The sequence below is a fragment of the Companilactobacillus bobalius genome, from assembly GCF_009764355.1.
On the sequence record NZ_LNUA01000009.1, the window covers coordinates 18,005 to 32,865 of the forward strand.

Here is a 14,861-nt window from a genome sequence, read left to right on the forward strand (position 1 = left end):
AACATACTAAGGACCATTTTTCTTAATATTATCAGTTAAATTCAAAATATTCATTTCATGAACTATATCATGGATATATGAATATCTAATACGTATTTTACCGAACGATTAAGTTTTTATTAACATGGTCTATTTATTAAGTTAAAAAAATATGGTAGTGGTAATTTGTAATTGGATAATACATTAATTATAGGGAGATTAATTATGAATAAGAAAAAAATTGTTTTAGCTTCTACTCTTGCTATTTTACTTGCTCCTGCTGCCTTAAATACATTACCAACTACACAAATCGTTCATGCTGACACTCAATTGATCGGTACCATCAGACGTGGAGGTGCTGTTGCCGTTGATGGTAACGGTCACTTTATCAATGGTGCTGCCTTTGGTAACTTTACTTCATGGAAACTTGGTCAAAGAATTACTATCGGGGGTAATCCTTACTATGAAGTGGCAACCAACGAATATGTTGATGCCAGCTCTATGGATATCACACAAAATGGAAAGTTACTCAATCCAATCAATAATCAAATTTCCTACATCAACCGTGTTGAAACCGTTGGTAGTAAAGCTGCTACTATTGTTAATAATAATGGTGCTGCCACAGGCGTAACTCTACCCGCAGGATCAGCTTGGAAAGTTGATCAAGTTAGATACTTTAATAGTTATCCATACTACCGTGTCGCAACTAACGAATGGGTCAAAGCACTAGACTTTAATGTTGCATCTTCAGTAAACAATGATAGTCAGACTGTTACAACTACACCAACAGCACATCAACCAATTACATTACGTACAAACGCTACTCTATATAATGGTAATGGTGTTAGTCTAGGAACAACTCTACCAAAGGGTTCTTCATGGAAAGTTGCTCAAGAAAAGACCATTAATGGACATCAATACTATCAAGTTGCCACTAACGAATGGGTCCTAGCTACTGAAGATAAGAATACTTCTGTATTCAGTAAAGGTACTGCTACAGTTACTTTGGCTAAACCAGTTCAACTTTACGATACTTCAAGCAATTCAATGACTAGAACACTTCCAGCTGGATCATCATGGAAAGTCAACGCTACTGTTGAAAATAGTGCTGGTTACTTCTTTGCTAAAGTTTCAAACAACGAATGGATTCCACTAGGTAGCTCAATTTTTACTGACAATGTCTTACAAGAAGAACTAGCTAACTCATCTGCTTACGAACCTTACTTTGCAATTAATCTTTTTAAATAATTGAATTGAGATGATTGAAGTTACAAAACGTCTCCTTAATTGGGAGACGTTTTTTATTTTTCTTTTAAAATTAATTATTAAGTCTATAATTAAATTAAAATAATTATAATTATAAAGGAAATACTAATGTTATTATCAAAATACTTTAAGCTGGCCAAATCTAAATCCCTCTTTTTACTAATTCTGATTCCAATTGCATCGGCCATTGAGATTTCCGTTTCATATCTACTTCAATTAATTACCGATACCGCTACCGGTAAAGGATTTTTATCCTATATCAACCTAGTTTCCGTCGTCATTATTTATATTATTGTTGATGCCTTAGTCTATTTTGCTTCATCATATCTTGAGCAAACGACCTTAAACGACATTATCAGCGCTATCAAGAATAAATTACTCTCAGCCATGTTTCGACAAAATACCGGTGTTGGTCACGATGTTAAAAAAGTAACTACCGACTACTACAACGATTTTACTTCCACCACTGACATTCTTCGTTCTGACTATCTTCAAGGCAGTATCAACTGTTATAAAGAAATTTGTCAATTTGTTATTGCGATAGTCTTATCACTAATGATCAAACCAGCTTTGAGTTTCGTCATTATCCTGCTCTGCATCCCCGGACTCTTCTTACCTTTCTTTCGACAAAAAAGTCTGAAAAAGAATAAACATCAATTGATTAATATCTCTGAAAAATATACTGGACGTTTACAAGATATCACCAATGGTTTGCGAACCATTCAGTTATTCAATCTCCAAAAAATTCTTACTCATATCTTTCAAAATCAAAACTCCGAACTATTAAAAAGTCAAAACAAAGATCAGTTGACCCGTAAACAGATTGGCGGTATCAGTCAACTTCTAGATAACTTCTTGTACCTAGGAACTTGGGTTGTAGGTATCTACTTCGTCCTCCAAAAGTCGATCACTTTAGGACAATTAGTTGCCTTTTCTCAACTGATGATCTTCATTTCCGAACCAATTCAATCCGCATCCGGTTTAATCGGTGACGTTTTAGGAGGCAAAGAAGCCGCTCAAAAAATCAATTCAAAAGTAAATGTTTCACCTGAGAAAAATAAATTCCTGACACTTCCAAAATTGAAATCACTCAATTACGATAACGTCTCCTTCAGTGATCAACAAAAGAATATTCTGAAAAACATTTCTATAAATTTTGATTCCACTAAACATTATTTACTAGTTGGTAAAAGTGGCAGTGGAAAATCTACCCTAATCAATCTGCCACTTAGTCATACTAACTTTATCGGTAGGATTCTTCTAAACAATTATCCCTTGAACCGTTACAGTTTGATTGATATATTTGAACAAATCAACTTACTAGAACAAGTTAGACAAAAAAAGTACCGTTACAACGTTCGTAACGGTACTTTTTCATTATTTAGCTTCAGAAATTTTAATAGTCCCATCAACTAAATCAGCTTGTAAATTCTTTACATCAAGATGATCGAGATAGTATTCAGCAACTTTATCTCTAATCTGTTGTTCGATAACTCGACGTAATGGTCTTGCTCCCATGGCTTCATCGTAACCTTCATCAATCAACCATTCCTTAGCTTCAGGAGTAATCTTCAAAGTGATATTCTTCTTAGCCAAGTTGGTATTCACATCATCAATCATTAGATCAACGATTTGATTCAAGTCGTCTTTGGATAGATGAGTAAATTCAACGATACCATTGAATCTATTCAAGAATTCAGGTTTGAAGTATGGTGCCAACTTATCCATCAACTTCTTATCTTTATCAGTATTATCACTGAATCCAGCATTGGAAGTTGCGATAATGATTGTATTCTTGAAATCGACCACGTTACCTTGACCGTCAGTTAAACGACCATCGTCCATTACTTGTAGAAGCAATGTTAAAACTTGTGGGTTAGCTTTTTCAATTTCATCTAATAATACGATGGAATATGGATTACGACGTACTTTTTCAGTCAAAGTATTGCCGTTATCTTCATAACCTACATAGCCAGCAGATGTACCGATCAATTTAGATACAGCGGTTAAATCAGAATACTCACTCATATCCAAACGAACGATAGCATTCTTATTACCAAACATATCTTTGGCCAACTGTTTTACTAATTCAGTTTTACCAACACCGGTAGGTCCGACAAATAAGAAACTACCAATTGGACGATTGCCATCATCAAAACCAGCACGGTTACGACGAATGGCACGTACAACCATATCTACGGCTTCGTTTTGTCCAATGACTTTGTCTTTTAATCTCTTACCCATTCCCTTTAAATGCTCAATATCATTAGCACCCATTTGAGAAACAGGGACACCAGTCAATCTTTGAACTGACTCTGCAATATCGTTAACTTTTGCTACTGGCTCATCAGAATTTTCGTCACCCTTATTGAGTTTAGCCTGAAGATCTTCAATTTGTTTCTTCAAACTAGCGGCCTTTTCATAATCTTCTTTCTTAGCAGCTTCTTCCTTATCCTTCTCAGCTTGTTTCAATGACTTTTCCAAACTTACTTTGTCAGTAACCGGATTTCTAGCTGCCAAGTGAGCAGCGGTCATATCAATCAAATCAATTGCCTTGTCAGGTAAAGATCTTTGAGGAATATATTGAACTGAATAATCTACAGCAGCCTTTAAAACTTCATCTGATAATTTAACATGATGATGATTTTCGTAGGCTTTACGTAGTCCCTTCAAGATAGCCAATGTTGCTTCTTTACTTGGTTCATTGATTGTTACATCGTTGAATCTTCTTGCTAGAGCAGCATCTTTCATGATTGTATTACGATACTCATCTTGAGTAGTTGCACCAATAATGGAAATTTCACCACGGCTCAAGGCTGGTTTAATAATATCAGCCAAACCCTTACTACCGGAATCAGAGCCTGAAGATCCGGCACCGATAATTTGATGAATTTCATCGAAGAATAATACTACATTGCCTGCCTTTTTAACTTCTTTCAGCAAATTTTGAATATTTTCTTCGAATGATCCACGATACTGTGTTCCAGCTTCAAGAGATGATAGATCAATTGAAATAATCTGCTTATCCTTGATTGCTTCAGGTACGTCACCTTTTACAATGGCCTGTGCTAAACCTTCAACTACCGCAGTCTTACCAACACCCGCATCACCAACTAAAATTGGATTGTTCTTAGTTCTACGACTTAAAACTTCTGCTGTTTCTTGAATCTCTTTATCACGACCAATAACTGGATCAAGAAGTCCTTGTTGAGCTTCTTTAGTCAAATTACGACCGAGCTTCTCTAAAATGGTACCTTTTTTATTTTTACTATTATCACTAATTGGAATATTTTGTCCTATAGTTCTTGCCTCTTGATATTTTGCTAATTCTTCTGGAGTCAACTCATGACCATTCACATAATACTTAGCCTGCGAATTACCGTTTTGTTGATTCATCAATCTATTAAATATTTCGTCCATATTATCGTTAAATGGATCGTCGTCCCAAAATGATCTTGCCATATATAAAGCCTCCTCACTTCAGATAATGCAACTCCAATTCACGCAGAACTTTCCACATTTCCGTATCCTGCGCCTTGGCAATTGCCTCTATATCGCGCAAATTGAGCGGTGTGGCGGAAGATTGTTTCTTATTAAAGGATTTATGCAAAGTCGTGTAACCATACCCACTTTTCTTTGAAATTACATAAATTGTTAAATGATTATCTTCTAAGTATGATTTTATATCTATTTGCATATCCTCAACCTCCACAACTACATTATAGCACGTTTGTGATATAGCACAAGTGTGAAGTACCACAAATGTAACATATTTTCAATATTTTTTTATTCCTGACCAAACGGTTCTCAATTCCTTATATATCAACAATTTGTTAGAATGAGGTTAATGAGAGGTGATTTAATGAAAGAACTATTAAGCACTCTAAGCCGATTAAATCATGTTTATGAACAACTTGATTTACTTAATTTCCGTGCCCACAAGGATCTGCCTTTGACTTTCAACAAGGCCGACAGCAAACAACTTTTACCTAAGAACAAACGTCTTCAATTCAGTTATTCTTACTTAAATAAAGAAAAAACACGTCTGACCAACCTTCTTCTGAATCAAGTGATTGATTTACGTGTTCCTGAATTCTCTTTAAATAAAACGATTCATCCTCAGCTGATCGATAAAGCTTTAAAACTCAAAAATATTGATGAAAATCACACTAAGCAAAAATTGAAACAACCTTCTCGAAACAGAAAGGTCAATAAACTCAAACAATTGATCGACAAGATTGAAGATGAAAATCTCAATCTCTGCCATGGCTATTTAAATCAAATTTATGTCATCCTCTTAATTCACCATCTCTTACCGATTGAACTACGTAAGCAACCTTACCAGGCTGGCGAATTGTTGCATAATAACGATTTTCGAACAAAATTGCTTCAATTTGATTATGACCGTTATCTTTATCAGGAATTTAAACCTGAAAATTACCTACGTTTTCTTATTTACACGCGGGTACGCCGTATGCTGGATTATGTAAAATCTTACGATGCGCGTGACATTATTCCCGAGGCGACTGAATGTGGTTTCTCCGGAATTGCTTATGAGATTTCCATTGATGGATTAAAGGAATGCTACGTTACATTCAAGGGAACCGAAGTTAATGTTGATTATACTGTCAGTTCTCGTAGCAAGCGTTTTGAAAAAGCCATTTTAGAAACCTATAAGGATTGGGATTATAATGTTAATGCCATTCTAGTTGGTAGCGACAAGAATCTCAGTCAACTAAATGTTGCTCGTGATTTCATGCGTTATGTTGAGGATAATGTTGCCTCACAAACTTTGATTTATGGACTAGGTCACTCTTTAGGCGGACATTTCGTGCAAACTTTACAATTGATGGATTACTGTTTCGATGGCGGCTACACGCTTAATTCAGCTCCTGTCAATTTAAAATTGATTCAGCATGTGAAACCAACACTTTTCTCTGATGATGTTTGGAAAAAAATATTTGCGCTGACAAATGATGATGATAATGTCAAATTTATCACACCTGAATTATGCCAACAGATCAATCGCCTCTTGCCACATGACTATTCACAGATTATCAATGAAGTTTTCGAACAAGACATGACACAAGTCTTTTACGAATTACCTTTCACTATCTGGATTGGTCAAAAATGGGAATACAATTTAAGCAATTGGAAATATCCATTCAAAAATCATCCTCGGGCATACCTAAACAGTGGTGAAGTTCATGCCTATCAGAATTTCTTTGAACAGTTATTTGCCTACCTATCCAGTTCAAAAACAAGTCGCCAAGTTTTAAGAAATAGTGTCAGTTTTATCCGTTTACGTACTAAAATTCTACGCAACAATATTAACGATCCGCAGACGGCTAAATACTTTTTCGACTATTCTAATTATCTTTATCAGTCTGGTGCTTTTAAAGATCAGCCCCAAAAGGTTGGTCAAGAATTTATTGAACAAAATAATTCCGTCATCCGAGGTTCGTTACGCGAATGGCCTTTCTTAAAGAGCATAAACACTGATATGTTCAAGTTAGCAACCTACTTCCACGTTATAGATGGCGCTAAACATTTCCTTAATCGCACGCCTAATAAATTATAATTCTTATAATAAAATTAGAAAAATACTTGATATTCAAATTATGAATGCCTATAATACAGTCATTAAACGTTGAAGAAAAAAGTAGAAATCCTGAATTCGCTAAGTGAGTCACGTTAAGTGCAAAGTGACCGTAACAGGAATTTCGAAAATCATTTCCGAGTTCGAGGCCGAAATGTAGGTTTTCGTGGTTGCCACCATTATCTGGCTAGCGGATGACTGTCCGTTAAGTGAGTGAGTATTTTTTGAATACTCAAAAAAGGTGGTACCGTTCTACTTGAGCCCTTTTCCTTAGTTGGAGAAGGGCTCTTTTTTTATAGTCTCTTAGTGGCTTTGCCACTTTAGAGACTATTATGGGGGCATCCAAAGATGCCCGTATTCCTTTTATAATCTTTTAGTGGCTTTGCCACTCTAGAGACTATTATGGGGATATCTTTAGATATCCGTATTCCACGCCTTTTGATTTCAAGCATTTAAAGGCAACCCATAACGTAGAAAGAAAATCTTCATTCCAGACATCTATATTATTCAAAAAGGGGCGTGTATCACATGCAAGACGATTTTAATTATAATTTTTCAGGGGAAACTAAACCCAAACATAAAGTTTGGCATCTATTGATTGTCAGTTCATTGATCTTTGGAATGTTCTTTGGATCAGGTAATTTAATTTTTCCAATTCATTTAGGACAACTTTCTGGTAATAACTGGTTCCCGGCAGCTTTGGGATTTGCTGTTTCTGGGTCTTTATTCCCACTACTAGCCATCTTGGCGGTCGTTGTTACTAAGAGTGACGGCCTCTATGATTTGGCTCGACCAGTTGGTAAATATTATGCTGCTATTTTTTTAGTTCTTGTTCATTTAACAATCGGACCATTCTTCGGAACACCAAGAACTGCTGCTATGGCCTATGAAATGGCGGCTAAGCCGTTCTTACCCGCAAAATTCAATACTATTGGTATGTTCTTATTCACAGCCCTTTTCTTCGGATTAGCTTACATTTTAACGGTACATCAGAGTCAATTATTAAAATATGTTGGAAAATATCTCAATACGATTTTCCTAGTTTTATTAGCAATTATTTTCATCGTGGCTTTTCTAAAACCTATGGGTGGCTTGAACCATATGCCAACCTCAGCTTATCAAACTAATCCTTCCGTCAATGGTTTACTTGAGGGTTACAACACCATCGATGCTGTTGCTCTGTTAGCTTTAAGTGTTACCTTTGTTCATGCCGTTAGAGGTTTAGGATACAAGGATAAAGAGATGTCTCGTTTAACTGCTAAAGCTGGTTCTTTAAGTATCAGTTTAGAAATTTTAGTTTATTTCGGATTAGTACTACTAGGTGCCTTTAGTTTAAATAAAATGAACTTATCAGCTAACGGTGGAGATGCCCTCTCAGGTATTGTTAATTATTATTTTGGTAGCTTCGGTACAGCCTTTCTCGGTGTTTTAGTTACTTTGGGAGTTTTCACCACGGCTATGGGATTAGTTGCTTCATTCTCACAAGATTTCCACAAGTTATTCCCTAAAGTCAGTTATTTAGCTTGGTTACGAGTTACAACTTTCCTATCATTTATCGTCGCTAATGCCGGACTTGATAACATCATTGCTTGGTCATTACCAGTACTGATGCTTCTGTATCCTTTATCATTGGCTCTAATTTTAGCTTCCTTAACTGTCCACGCTAAACCATATGCTGGTGTAGTATACAAAATGACCATTGCATTCACTATTCTACCTGCTATCTTCGATATGTTGAATGCCTCACCTGCAGCTGTCACTAACCTAACTTTTGTCAAATTGGCTTTGAGATATTATCATCAATACATTCCATTGGCAAATTTAGGATTGGGCTGGGTCACATTGACATTGGCTGGATTCGTATTAGGATTAGTTGTCGGAAAATTGGGTAACTTAGCAAGCATCAACAATACCGTTGAAAGTCGAGATTAAAATGAATTTTGAAATAGTCAAAACCAATCAACAAACTGATTTTAAAGCCATCAAGGAAGTTTATTATCAGACTTGGAATTACGCATATATCGGTATCGTTCCACAATCGTTTTTAGATCACTTAACAACCGATATCTGGCATCCTGAAAAACGTGTCAACAATACCTTAATTGCTATCGTCAATGGAAAAATAGTCGGTGTCTGTAGTTATGGACCTGCACGTCGGAAAAATTATGTCGGTTATGGGGAAATCTATTCAATTTACGTCTTACCTGAATTTCAACATCAAGGCATTGGTCAAAAGCTCTTCCAATCTGCCCTAAATATCTTACAAAAGGACTTCAATAAATTTTATCTGATTGTTCTAAAAGATAACCTGATTGCTCAAGCTTTTTATGAAATGTTTGGATTCGAATCTACTGAAGAAAAATTGGTTGAACATACTGCTTATGGAAATTTGGATGAAATAATCTTTACAAAATAAAAGGAATCACTATGACGTTTAAATTTCATAGTGATTCCTTTTATTACATCCTGGTCCCGGCTACCATAATTGTTCCTAGTACAAGAGCAATGAATCCAATAATTCCAAATGGAATTGTTATTCCACCCCAAGCTGGTTTATTAGCAATTGCCCGAATTTTAAAACTAATCGTGGCAATACCCGCAAAAATGAAACCTATAGCAAATATTCCAATACCTATATTCAATAACATATTAATTATCTCATCTGCTTTCTTTTTGATAATTATTTTTACGATACATCAATGGCGATATTCCAACTTTCTTTTTAAATTGTTTGGAAAAGTCATTCAAATCATAGAATTTCAATTTTTCAGCAATTGTTTGAATTGAATCATCCGTATCGCGCAATAACTTTTGAGCAACACTGATCTTTTTAGTACTAATGAATTCACTTATTGACATGTTCATTTCAGCTTTGAAATCTCTCTGGGCTCTGGCTGGATTACAATATTGATTAGCATGAATCAAAACATCTTTTACAGTAACTTTATGATAAATATTAGTATTAATATAATAAATAATATCCAAAGTTGGTTCCAAGCGGCTTGAGAAAGATAGATTATCCACTCTCATCAATAAACTAAAGTCATATATTATTCTCTGAACCCACTCCAAATAGTCCTTCACAGGCTTATTTTGCAATAAACTATGATACTTCTGTTGCAATTCTAAAAATGGATAAATTTCAACATGATTCTGAATACCTTCATGTGCTAAATCATCGACAAAACTATGCATTTGAGCAGTTATTTGAGTTATGGTCAAATACTTCATTAAGTCAGTATTTCTTTCAAAATTTTCTTTTATAAATTTAAATCCATCTATTAAGTCACCTCGACGATAATATCGAAGAAAATCCCTTTGAATATATCCCAACAATATAATCGCTTTCTTTTCAGGTCTCTGGTGAACATACGATTTAAGATGACCTAAATATCGCGTATAAACCAAATCATCCATCGTCGCAATCTCCCCTTCCATTTATAGTAATTGTATTTTACAAGTTTACTGAGGCTTAAACCAGAACCAAGTTTACAATCAAGCCAAAAGTGTTTGCAAAGAGGAATTATACCGAGATGAAATATTCGTGTAGCAATTTTAGTATCAAATAGACAAAAGATAGCTAAAATTTTACTAAGAATTATTGGTCGACAAAAAACCTCACATCTTTCGACGTGAGGTTTAATTAATTTAACTTATAAAATTATAGTCTCTTGTTTAATTCTTCGCCAAGTTCTTCATAACCAGGACGGCCAAGTAGACCAAACATGTTCTTCTTGTATGCTTCAACACCTGGTTGGTTGAATGGGTTAATACCGTTCAAGTAACCAGAAATACCAACAGCAATTTCAAAGAAGTACATCAAGTAACCTAAGTTATAAGCATCTTGTTTTTCAATGTGAACTGTCATAACTGGAACGCCACCGTCAGTATGTGCAAGAACAACACCTTCGTAAGCCTTCTTGTTAACAAAGTCCATTGACTTGTTTTCCAAGTACTTCAAACCATCAAGGTTATCTTTTTCAGCAGGAATCTTAACATCATGTCTTGGTTGGTCAATCAAAACAACTGTTTCCATAAGGTTACGACGACCTTCTTGGATATATTGACCTAATGAATGCAAGTCAGTTGAGAAGTTAGCTGATGATGGGTAGATACCCTTTTGATCTTTACCTTCAGATTCACCCATCAATTGCTTCCACCATTCACCAAAGTATTGAACGTTTGGTTCGTAGTTTTCTAGCAATTCTGTTGTGTAACCTTTACGGTACAAGATATTTCTCAAAGCAGCGTACTTGTAAGCATCGTTCTTTGTTAGATCAGCTGATGAGTAGTCTTCACGTGATTGTGCAGCACCTTCCATCAACTTATCGATGTCAATACCAGCAACGGCGATTGGCAATAGACCAACGGCTGTAAGAACTGAGAAACGACCACCGATATCATCAGGAACAACGAATTCTTCGTAGCCTTCAGCATCAGATTCTGTCTTCAAAGCACCCTTAGCACGATCTGTTGTAGCGTAGATACGGCCCTTAGCACCTTCAACACCATACTTTTCAATCAACTTAGCTTTCAAAATACGGAAAGCGATTGAAGGTTCTGTTGTTGTACCAGATTTTGAAATAACGTTAATACTGAAATCACGGTCACCGATAACATCAAGAAGATCAGCTAGGTAATTTGGAGAAATTGAGTTACCACAGAAGTAAACTTCTGGAACATCTTTTTCATTCTTAACGTTATAGAATGATGAACTTAAGAAATCAATTGCAGCACGTGCACCTAAATATGAACCACCAATACCGATTCCAACAAAGACTTCTGAGTCTGATTGGATCTTCTTAGCAGCTTTCTTAATACGGGCAAATTCATCCTTGTCATAGTCAACAGGCAAATCGATGAAACCACGGAAGTCAGCACCAGCACCAGTACCCTTACGTAATTCATCGTCAGCAGCTGTAACAAGAGCTTGCATTTCGCCAACTTCATTCTCATGAACGAATTTGTTCAATTTTGAATCATCAAATTTAATTTGTGTCATTTTCTCTCCTCCATATATATCGTCAAAACTAGATTAATCATTTTTGAAGAAAATTTCAAATTTTTATTAGCTTTTTTATCCATTTTCCTACAAAATATAAAAAATATCCTACCGCAGCGCCGAGAGTATTAAAGATAACGTCATCAATATCCGTTACACCAGTGTTCAAAATAAACTGAAGCGTTTCAATCGAAGTCGAGATCAAAGCGCCAATTAGGACAACTTTTAGAAATCCAAAGTGTCTTTCTGTAAGCGCAGGTATAAATATTCCCATTGGTACGAACCACACAATATTACCATATAAATTATAAAAAAAGTCGACTAATGATTGACCATTTAATAATTTTATCGTTTCTACTAGTGGAATTATATTAATTTGGGATAACGGCCGATGCCAATAAAACTTGAATTGCCAAATGAAATAGCCATCTCGAAAGACTGTTAAAGCAAAAAGTAGGAGAACATAGAAGACAAATACAGTTAGGCCAAATTCACGGCCAAAGGTTGTATTTTTCTTTTTAACTTTTACCCATATATACCTAAGGATAACGAAAAATAAGGTATATAATATTGCTTTATCCACAGCATAAAAAGAAAGCCTAATCAATGGAAAATGATTGAATCTTGACGCATACTTTTCAAAAATGTATGTATACAACGGTCCTAAAAATATCATTTTTCTTATTCTTCCCCACTTTTTACCTATAACGTATTATACTAACAATTAAACAATTTATTTAGTACTTAAATAGATTTTATTAAAGAATTTTTACAAATAAGGAATTATCAATGAATAGATTAAAAAATTTCTTGAGTAAACGATTAGGTTTTCTAACCCTTTTAGTCTTTACTCTCTGGCTCAAAACTATTATAGCTTATTATACTGATTTTTCTCTAGGCGCAACGGACCCGTTACAACATGCGATTTTGATTTTTAATCCTATCGCTACCTCCGTTATCTTACTCAGTATATCGTTGTATGTCACTCGCCCAAGAATCTCTTATATCGTTATGGGAGTGATATACGTTCTTGAATCAGTTCTTCTGTATGGAAACGTGCTTTATTACCGCGAATTAAGTGACTTCTTATCTTTCAACACTATCACCAGTGCTTCAAAGGTTTCTAAAGGCCTTGGTGGCAGTGCCACCAGTCTAATCCAAGCTCACGATATCCTTTATGGTTTAGATTTTATTATTATTGCTATTTTGTTATTTACTCACTTTATTAAAATTGATCCTCGTCCCATGAAAAAATTGACTGCTGTAGCGACGACTATGTTGGGTATTTTCTTATTCTCATTCAATTTAACCGTTGCGGAAAGCAATCGTCCTCAACTATTAGGAAGAACTTTCGATCGTTCTTATATTGTTAAGTATTTAGGCTTAAATACTTTTTTAGCCTATGACTCAATCAAGACAGTTCAAAATAATCAAGTCCGTTCCGAAGCCGTTGGTACCGATATGGATGATGTTTTAGCTGATGTTCAAAAGAATTACGCTAAACCGAATAAAACTTATTTTGGTAAAGCTAAGGGTAAAAACATTATCATTATTCACTTGGAAAGTTTCCAACAATTCCTGATTAACGACAAAGTTAACGGTCAGGAGGTAACGCCGTTCTTAAACAGTCTTTATGACGATAAAAACACAATGTCATTTGATAACTTCTATCACGAAGTAGGACAAGGACGGACTAGTGATGCCGAGAATATGCTAGAAACTGGTCTCTTTGGTTTACCAGAAGGATCACTCTTCACCAAACTAGGAAGTGACAATACTTTCCAAGCTGCCCCGGCTATTTTGGGACAAAAAGAAGGCTACACTAGTGCTGTCTTCCATGGTAATGTTGGAAGTTTTTGGAACCGTAATTCCGTTTACAAAAATATGGGTTATAATTATTTCTTTGATTCCAGTTACTTTAATAAGAGTGATGATTCAATGTTGGGATTCGGTATGAAAGATAAATTAATGCTTTCAGAAAGTGTGAAATATCTTGAGCAATTGCAACAACCGTTTTACGCTAAATTTATTACTGTAACCAATCATTATCCGTTCCAATTAACTGATGAAGATAAAGACGATTTTACTCCACCGGATACTGACAACAGTACTGTTAATGGTTACTTTGAAACAGCTCACTATTTGGACAATGCCTTGAAAGAATTCTTCAACTATTTAAAGAGCAGTGGAATTTACGATAATTCAATGATTGTACTTTACGGTGACCACTATGGATTATCTGATAGTCAAAATACTGATCTAGCACCTGTTTTAGGAATTGATTCGAAAGATTGGACCGACTTCAATGATTCACAAATGCAAAAGGTGCCTTTCATGATTCATATGAAGGGACTCAAGGGTGGTATTAACCACACTTATGGTGGTGAAATTGATGTCTTGCCTACACTACTTCATTTAGCCGGAATCAATACAAAACAGTATGTTCAATTAGGAACTGACCTACTTTCAAAACAACATAATCCTATCGTAATTTTCCGAAACAAGAATTTTGTCACCCCGCACTACACTGTCTTAAAAGGCAATAGTGATCAGCCTGAGGTTTATCGGAATAAAACTGGTGAATTAGTCGACCTCAGTCAGAATCCGATTCTCAAGCAAAAGGTTAAAAAATGGCAAGAATATGTCAACGTCAAACTTAAACTTTCAGATACTATTAACAATAAGAATCTTTTGAGATTCTACACGCCAAGTGGATTCACACCGGTTAACCCTAAGAATTATGATTATCAAAACGAAATTCAAAAACTTGTTCAAACGCGTAATGACTTAGGTCTAAAATCAACCAGCGTCTATTCGCAAAATAATAATAAGTCGACAACTAGTCTATATACCACCGATGCACCTGAATTAAACGGTGATCGTACTTATATTGATAGTTGGTCTAGCATCTTAAAAGAAGATTCTGAAAATAAGAGCAACAATTCTACCTCCAACAAGTAAAGTCAGCTTAGAGCTGGCTTTTTTTATTGGTCCAGATAAAGTATTATTACGTAG

Annotated in this window: 12 protein-coding genes and 1 other annotated feature; of the genes, 6 read left to right on the forward strand and 6 right to left on the reverse strand. The window is 35.3% G+C overall.

Annotation, left to right across the window (positions count from 1 at the left end; all coding sequences use genetic code 11):
* Positions 1-204: 204 nt before the first annotated feature.
* The gene (locus ATN92_RS01140) at positions 205-1,227 is read left to right on the forward strand and encodes an SLAP domain-containing protein (RefSeq protein WP_056951819.1); all 1,023 of its coding nucleotides are present in this window, start codon (positions 205-207) and stop codon (positions 1,225-1,227) included.
* A 126-nt stretch (positions 1,228-1,353) separates the two neighbouring features.
* Positions 1,354-2,661: an ABC transporter transmembrane domain-containing protein gene (locus ATN92_RS01145; protein ID WP_056951817.1), complete on the forward strand. Its 1,308-nt coding sequence runs from the start codon at positions 1,354-1,356 to the stop codon at positions 2,659-2,661.
* On the opposite strand, the gene ATN92_RS01150 is transcribed toward ATN92_RS01145, so the two are convergent.
* Positions 2,623-4,707 (reverse strand): ATP-dependent Clp protease ATP-binding subunit, encoded by a 2,085-nt coding sequence (locus ATN92_RS01150; protein WP_056951815.1) that lies wholly within the window; start codon positions 4,705-4,707, stop codon positions 2,623-2,625. The two genes, ATN92_RS01145 and ATN92_RS01150, sit on opposite strands and share 39 nt — an antisense overlap.
* A 13-nt stretch (positions 4,708-4,720) precedes the next feature.
* Positions 4,721-4,942 (reverse strand): hypothetical protein, encoded by a 222-nt coding sequence (locus ATN92_RS01155; RefSeq protein ID WP_056951814.1) that lies wholly within the window; start codon positions 4,940-4,942, stop codon positions 4,721-4,723.
* A gap of 165 nt (positions 4,943-5,107) precedes the next feature.
* Here ATN92_RS01155 and ATN92_RS01160 point away from each other — a divergent pair, with 165 nt between their 5' ends.
* The 3 genes from ATN92_RS01160 to ATN92_RS01170 all read left to right on the forward strand — a co-directional run bounded on the left by ATN92_RS01160 (position 5,108) and on the right by ATN92_RS01170 (position 9,260).
* On the forward strand, positions 5,108-6,826 hold the full coding sequence (locus tag ATN92_RS01160) for a DUF6792 domain-containing protein (RefSeq protein WP_056951813.1): 1,719 nt from the start codon (positions 5,108-5,110) through the stop codon (positions 6,824-6,826).
* Between the two features lie 60 nt (positions 6,827-6,886).
* Positions 6,887-7,113: a binding site (T-box leader), on the forward strand.
* Positions 7,114-7,372: 259 nt separating this feature from the next.
* Complete coding sequence (gene brnQ, locus ATN92_RS01165) at positions 7,373-8,776, forward strand: branched-chain amino acid transport system II carrier protein (RefSeq protein WP_056951812.1); 1,404 nt, start codon at positions 7,373-7,375, stop codon at positions 8,774-8,776.
* 1 nt (position 8,777) lies between these two features.
* Positions 8,778-9,260, forward strand: coding sequence for a GNAT family N-acetyltransferase (locus ATN92_RS01170; RefSeq protein ID WP_056951811.1), 483 nt, complete (start codon positions 8,778-8,780; stop codon positions 9,258-9,260).
* A 43-nt stretch (positions 9,261-9,303) separates the two neighbouring features.
* Here the strand turns inward: ATN92_RS01170 and ATN92_RS01175 are convergent, their stop codons facing one another.
* From ATN92_RS01175 to ATN92_RS01190, 4 genes are all read right to left on the reverse strand, one after another.
* Positions 9,304-9,492: a hypothetical protein gene (locus tag ATN92_RS01175; protein WP_056951810.1), complete on the reverse strand. Its 189-nt coding sequence runs from the start codon at positions 9,490-9,492 to the stop codon at positions 9,304-9,306.
* Positions 9,493-9,502: 10 nt separating this feature from the next.
* Positions 9,503-10,261: a helix-turn-helix domain-containing protein gene (locus ATN92_RS01180; protein ID WP_056951808.1), complete on the reverse strand. Its 759-nt coding sequence runs from the start codon at positions 10,259-10,261 to the stop codon at positions 9,503-9,505.
* 244 nt (positions 10,262-10,505) lie between these two features.
* Positions 10,506-11,846: a glucose-6-phosphate isomerase gene (locus ATN92_RS01185; RefSeq protein WP_056951806.1), complete on the reverse strand. Its 1,341-nt coding sequence runs from the start codon at positions 11,844-11,846 to the stop codon at positions 10,506-10,508.
* A gap of 55 nt (positions 11,847-11,901) precedes the next feature.
* The gene (locus tag ATN92_RS01190) at positions 11,902-12,522 is read right to left on the reverse strand and encodes a VanZ family protein (RefSeq protein ID WP_056951804.1); all 621 of its coding nucleotides are present in this window, start codon (positions 12,520-12,522) and stop codon (positions 11,902-11,904) included.
* A gap of 113 nt (positions 12,523-12,635) precedes the next feature.
* On the opposite strand from ATN92_RS01190, the gene ATN92_RS01195 reads away from it, so the two are divergent.
* Complete coding sequence (locus tag ATN92_RS01195) at positions 12,636-14,807, forward strand: LTA synthase family protein (protein WP_056951802.1); 2,172 nt, start codon at positions 12,636-12,638, stop codon at positions 14,805-14,807.
* Positions 14,808-14,861: the final 54 nt, after the last annotated feature.

Bases quoted from the DNA above. Each gene is read 5' to 3' on its own strand.
- ATN92_RS01145 (WP_056951817.1), top strand. From the start codon at position 1,354: ATGTTATTATCAAAATACTTTAAGCTGGCCAAATCTAAATCCCTCTTT.
- ATN92_RS01180 (WP_056951808.1), bottom strand. From the start codon at position 10,261: ATGGATGATTTGGTTTATACGCGATATTTAGGTCATCTTAAATCGTAT.
- ATN92_RS01140 (WP_056951819.1), top strand. From the start codon at position 205: ATGAATAAGAAAAAAATTGTTTTAGCTTCTACTCTTGCTATTTTACTT.
- ATN92_RS01170 (WP_056951811.1), top strand. From the start codon at position 8,778: ATGAATTTTGAAATAGTCAAAACCAATCAACAAACTGATTTTAAAGCC.
- ATN92_RS01185 (WP_056951806.1), bottom strand. From the start codon at position 11,846: ATGACACAAATTAAATTTGATGATTCAAAATTGAACAAATTCGTTCAT.
- ATN92_RS01195 (WP_056951802.1), top strand. From the start codon at position 12,636: ATGAATAGATTAAAAAATTTCTTGAGTAAACGATTAGGTTTTCTAACC.
- ATN92_RS01160 (WP_056951813.1), top strand. From the start codon at position 5,108: ATGAAAGAACTATTAAGCACTCTAAGCCGATTAAATCATGTTTATGAA.
- ATN92_RS01155 (WP_056951814.1), bottom strand. From the start codon at position 4,942: ATGCAAATAGATATAAAATCATACTTAGAAGATAATCATTTAACAATT.
- brnQ (WP_056951812.1), top strand. From the start codon at position 7,373: ATGCAAGACGATTTTAATTATAATTTTTCAGGGGAAACTAAACCCAAA.
- ATN92_RS01150 (WP_056951815.1), bottom strand. From the start codon at position 4,707: ATGGCAAGATCATTTTGGGACGACGATCCATTTAACGATAATATGGAC.
- ATN92_RS01190 (WP_056951804.1), bottom strand. From the start codon at position 12,522: ATGATATTTTTAGGACCGTTGTATACATACATTTTTGAAAAGTATGCG.
- ATN92_RS01175 (WP_056951810.1), bottom strand. From the start codon at position 9,492: ATGTTATTGAATATAGGTATTGGAATATTTGCTATAGGTTTCATTTTT.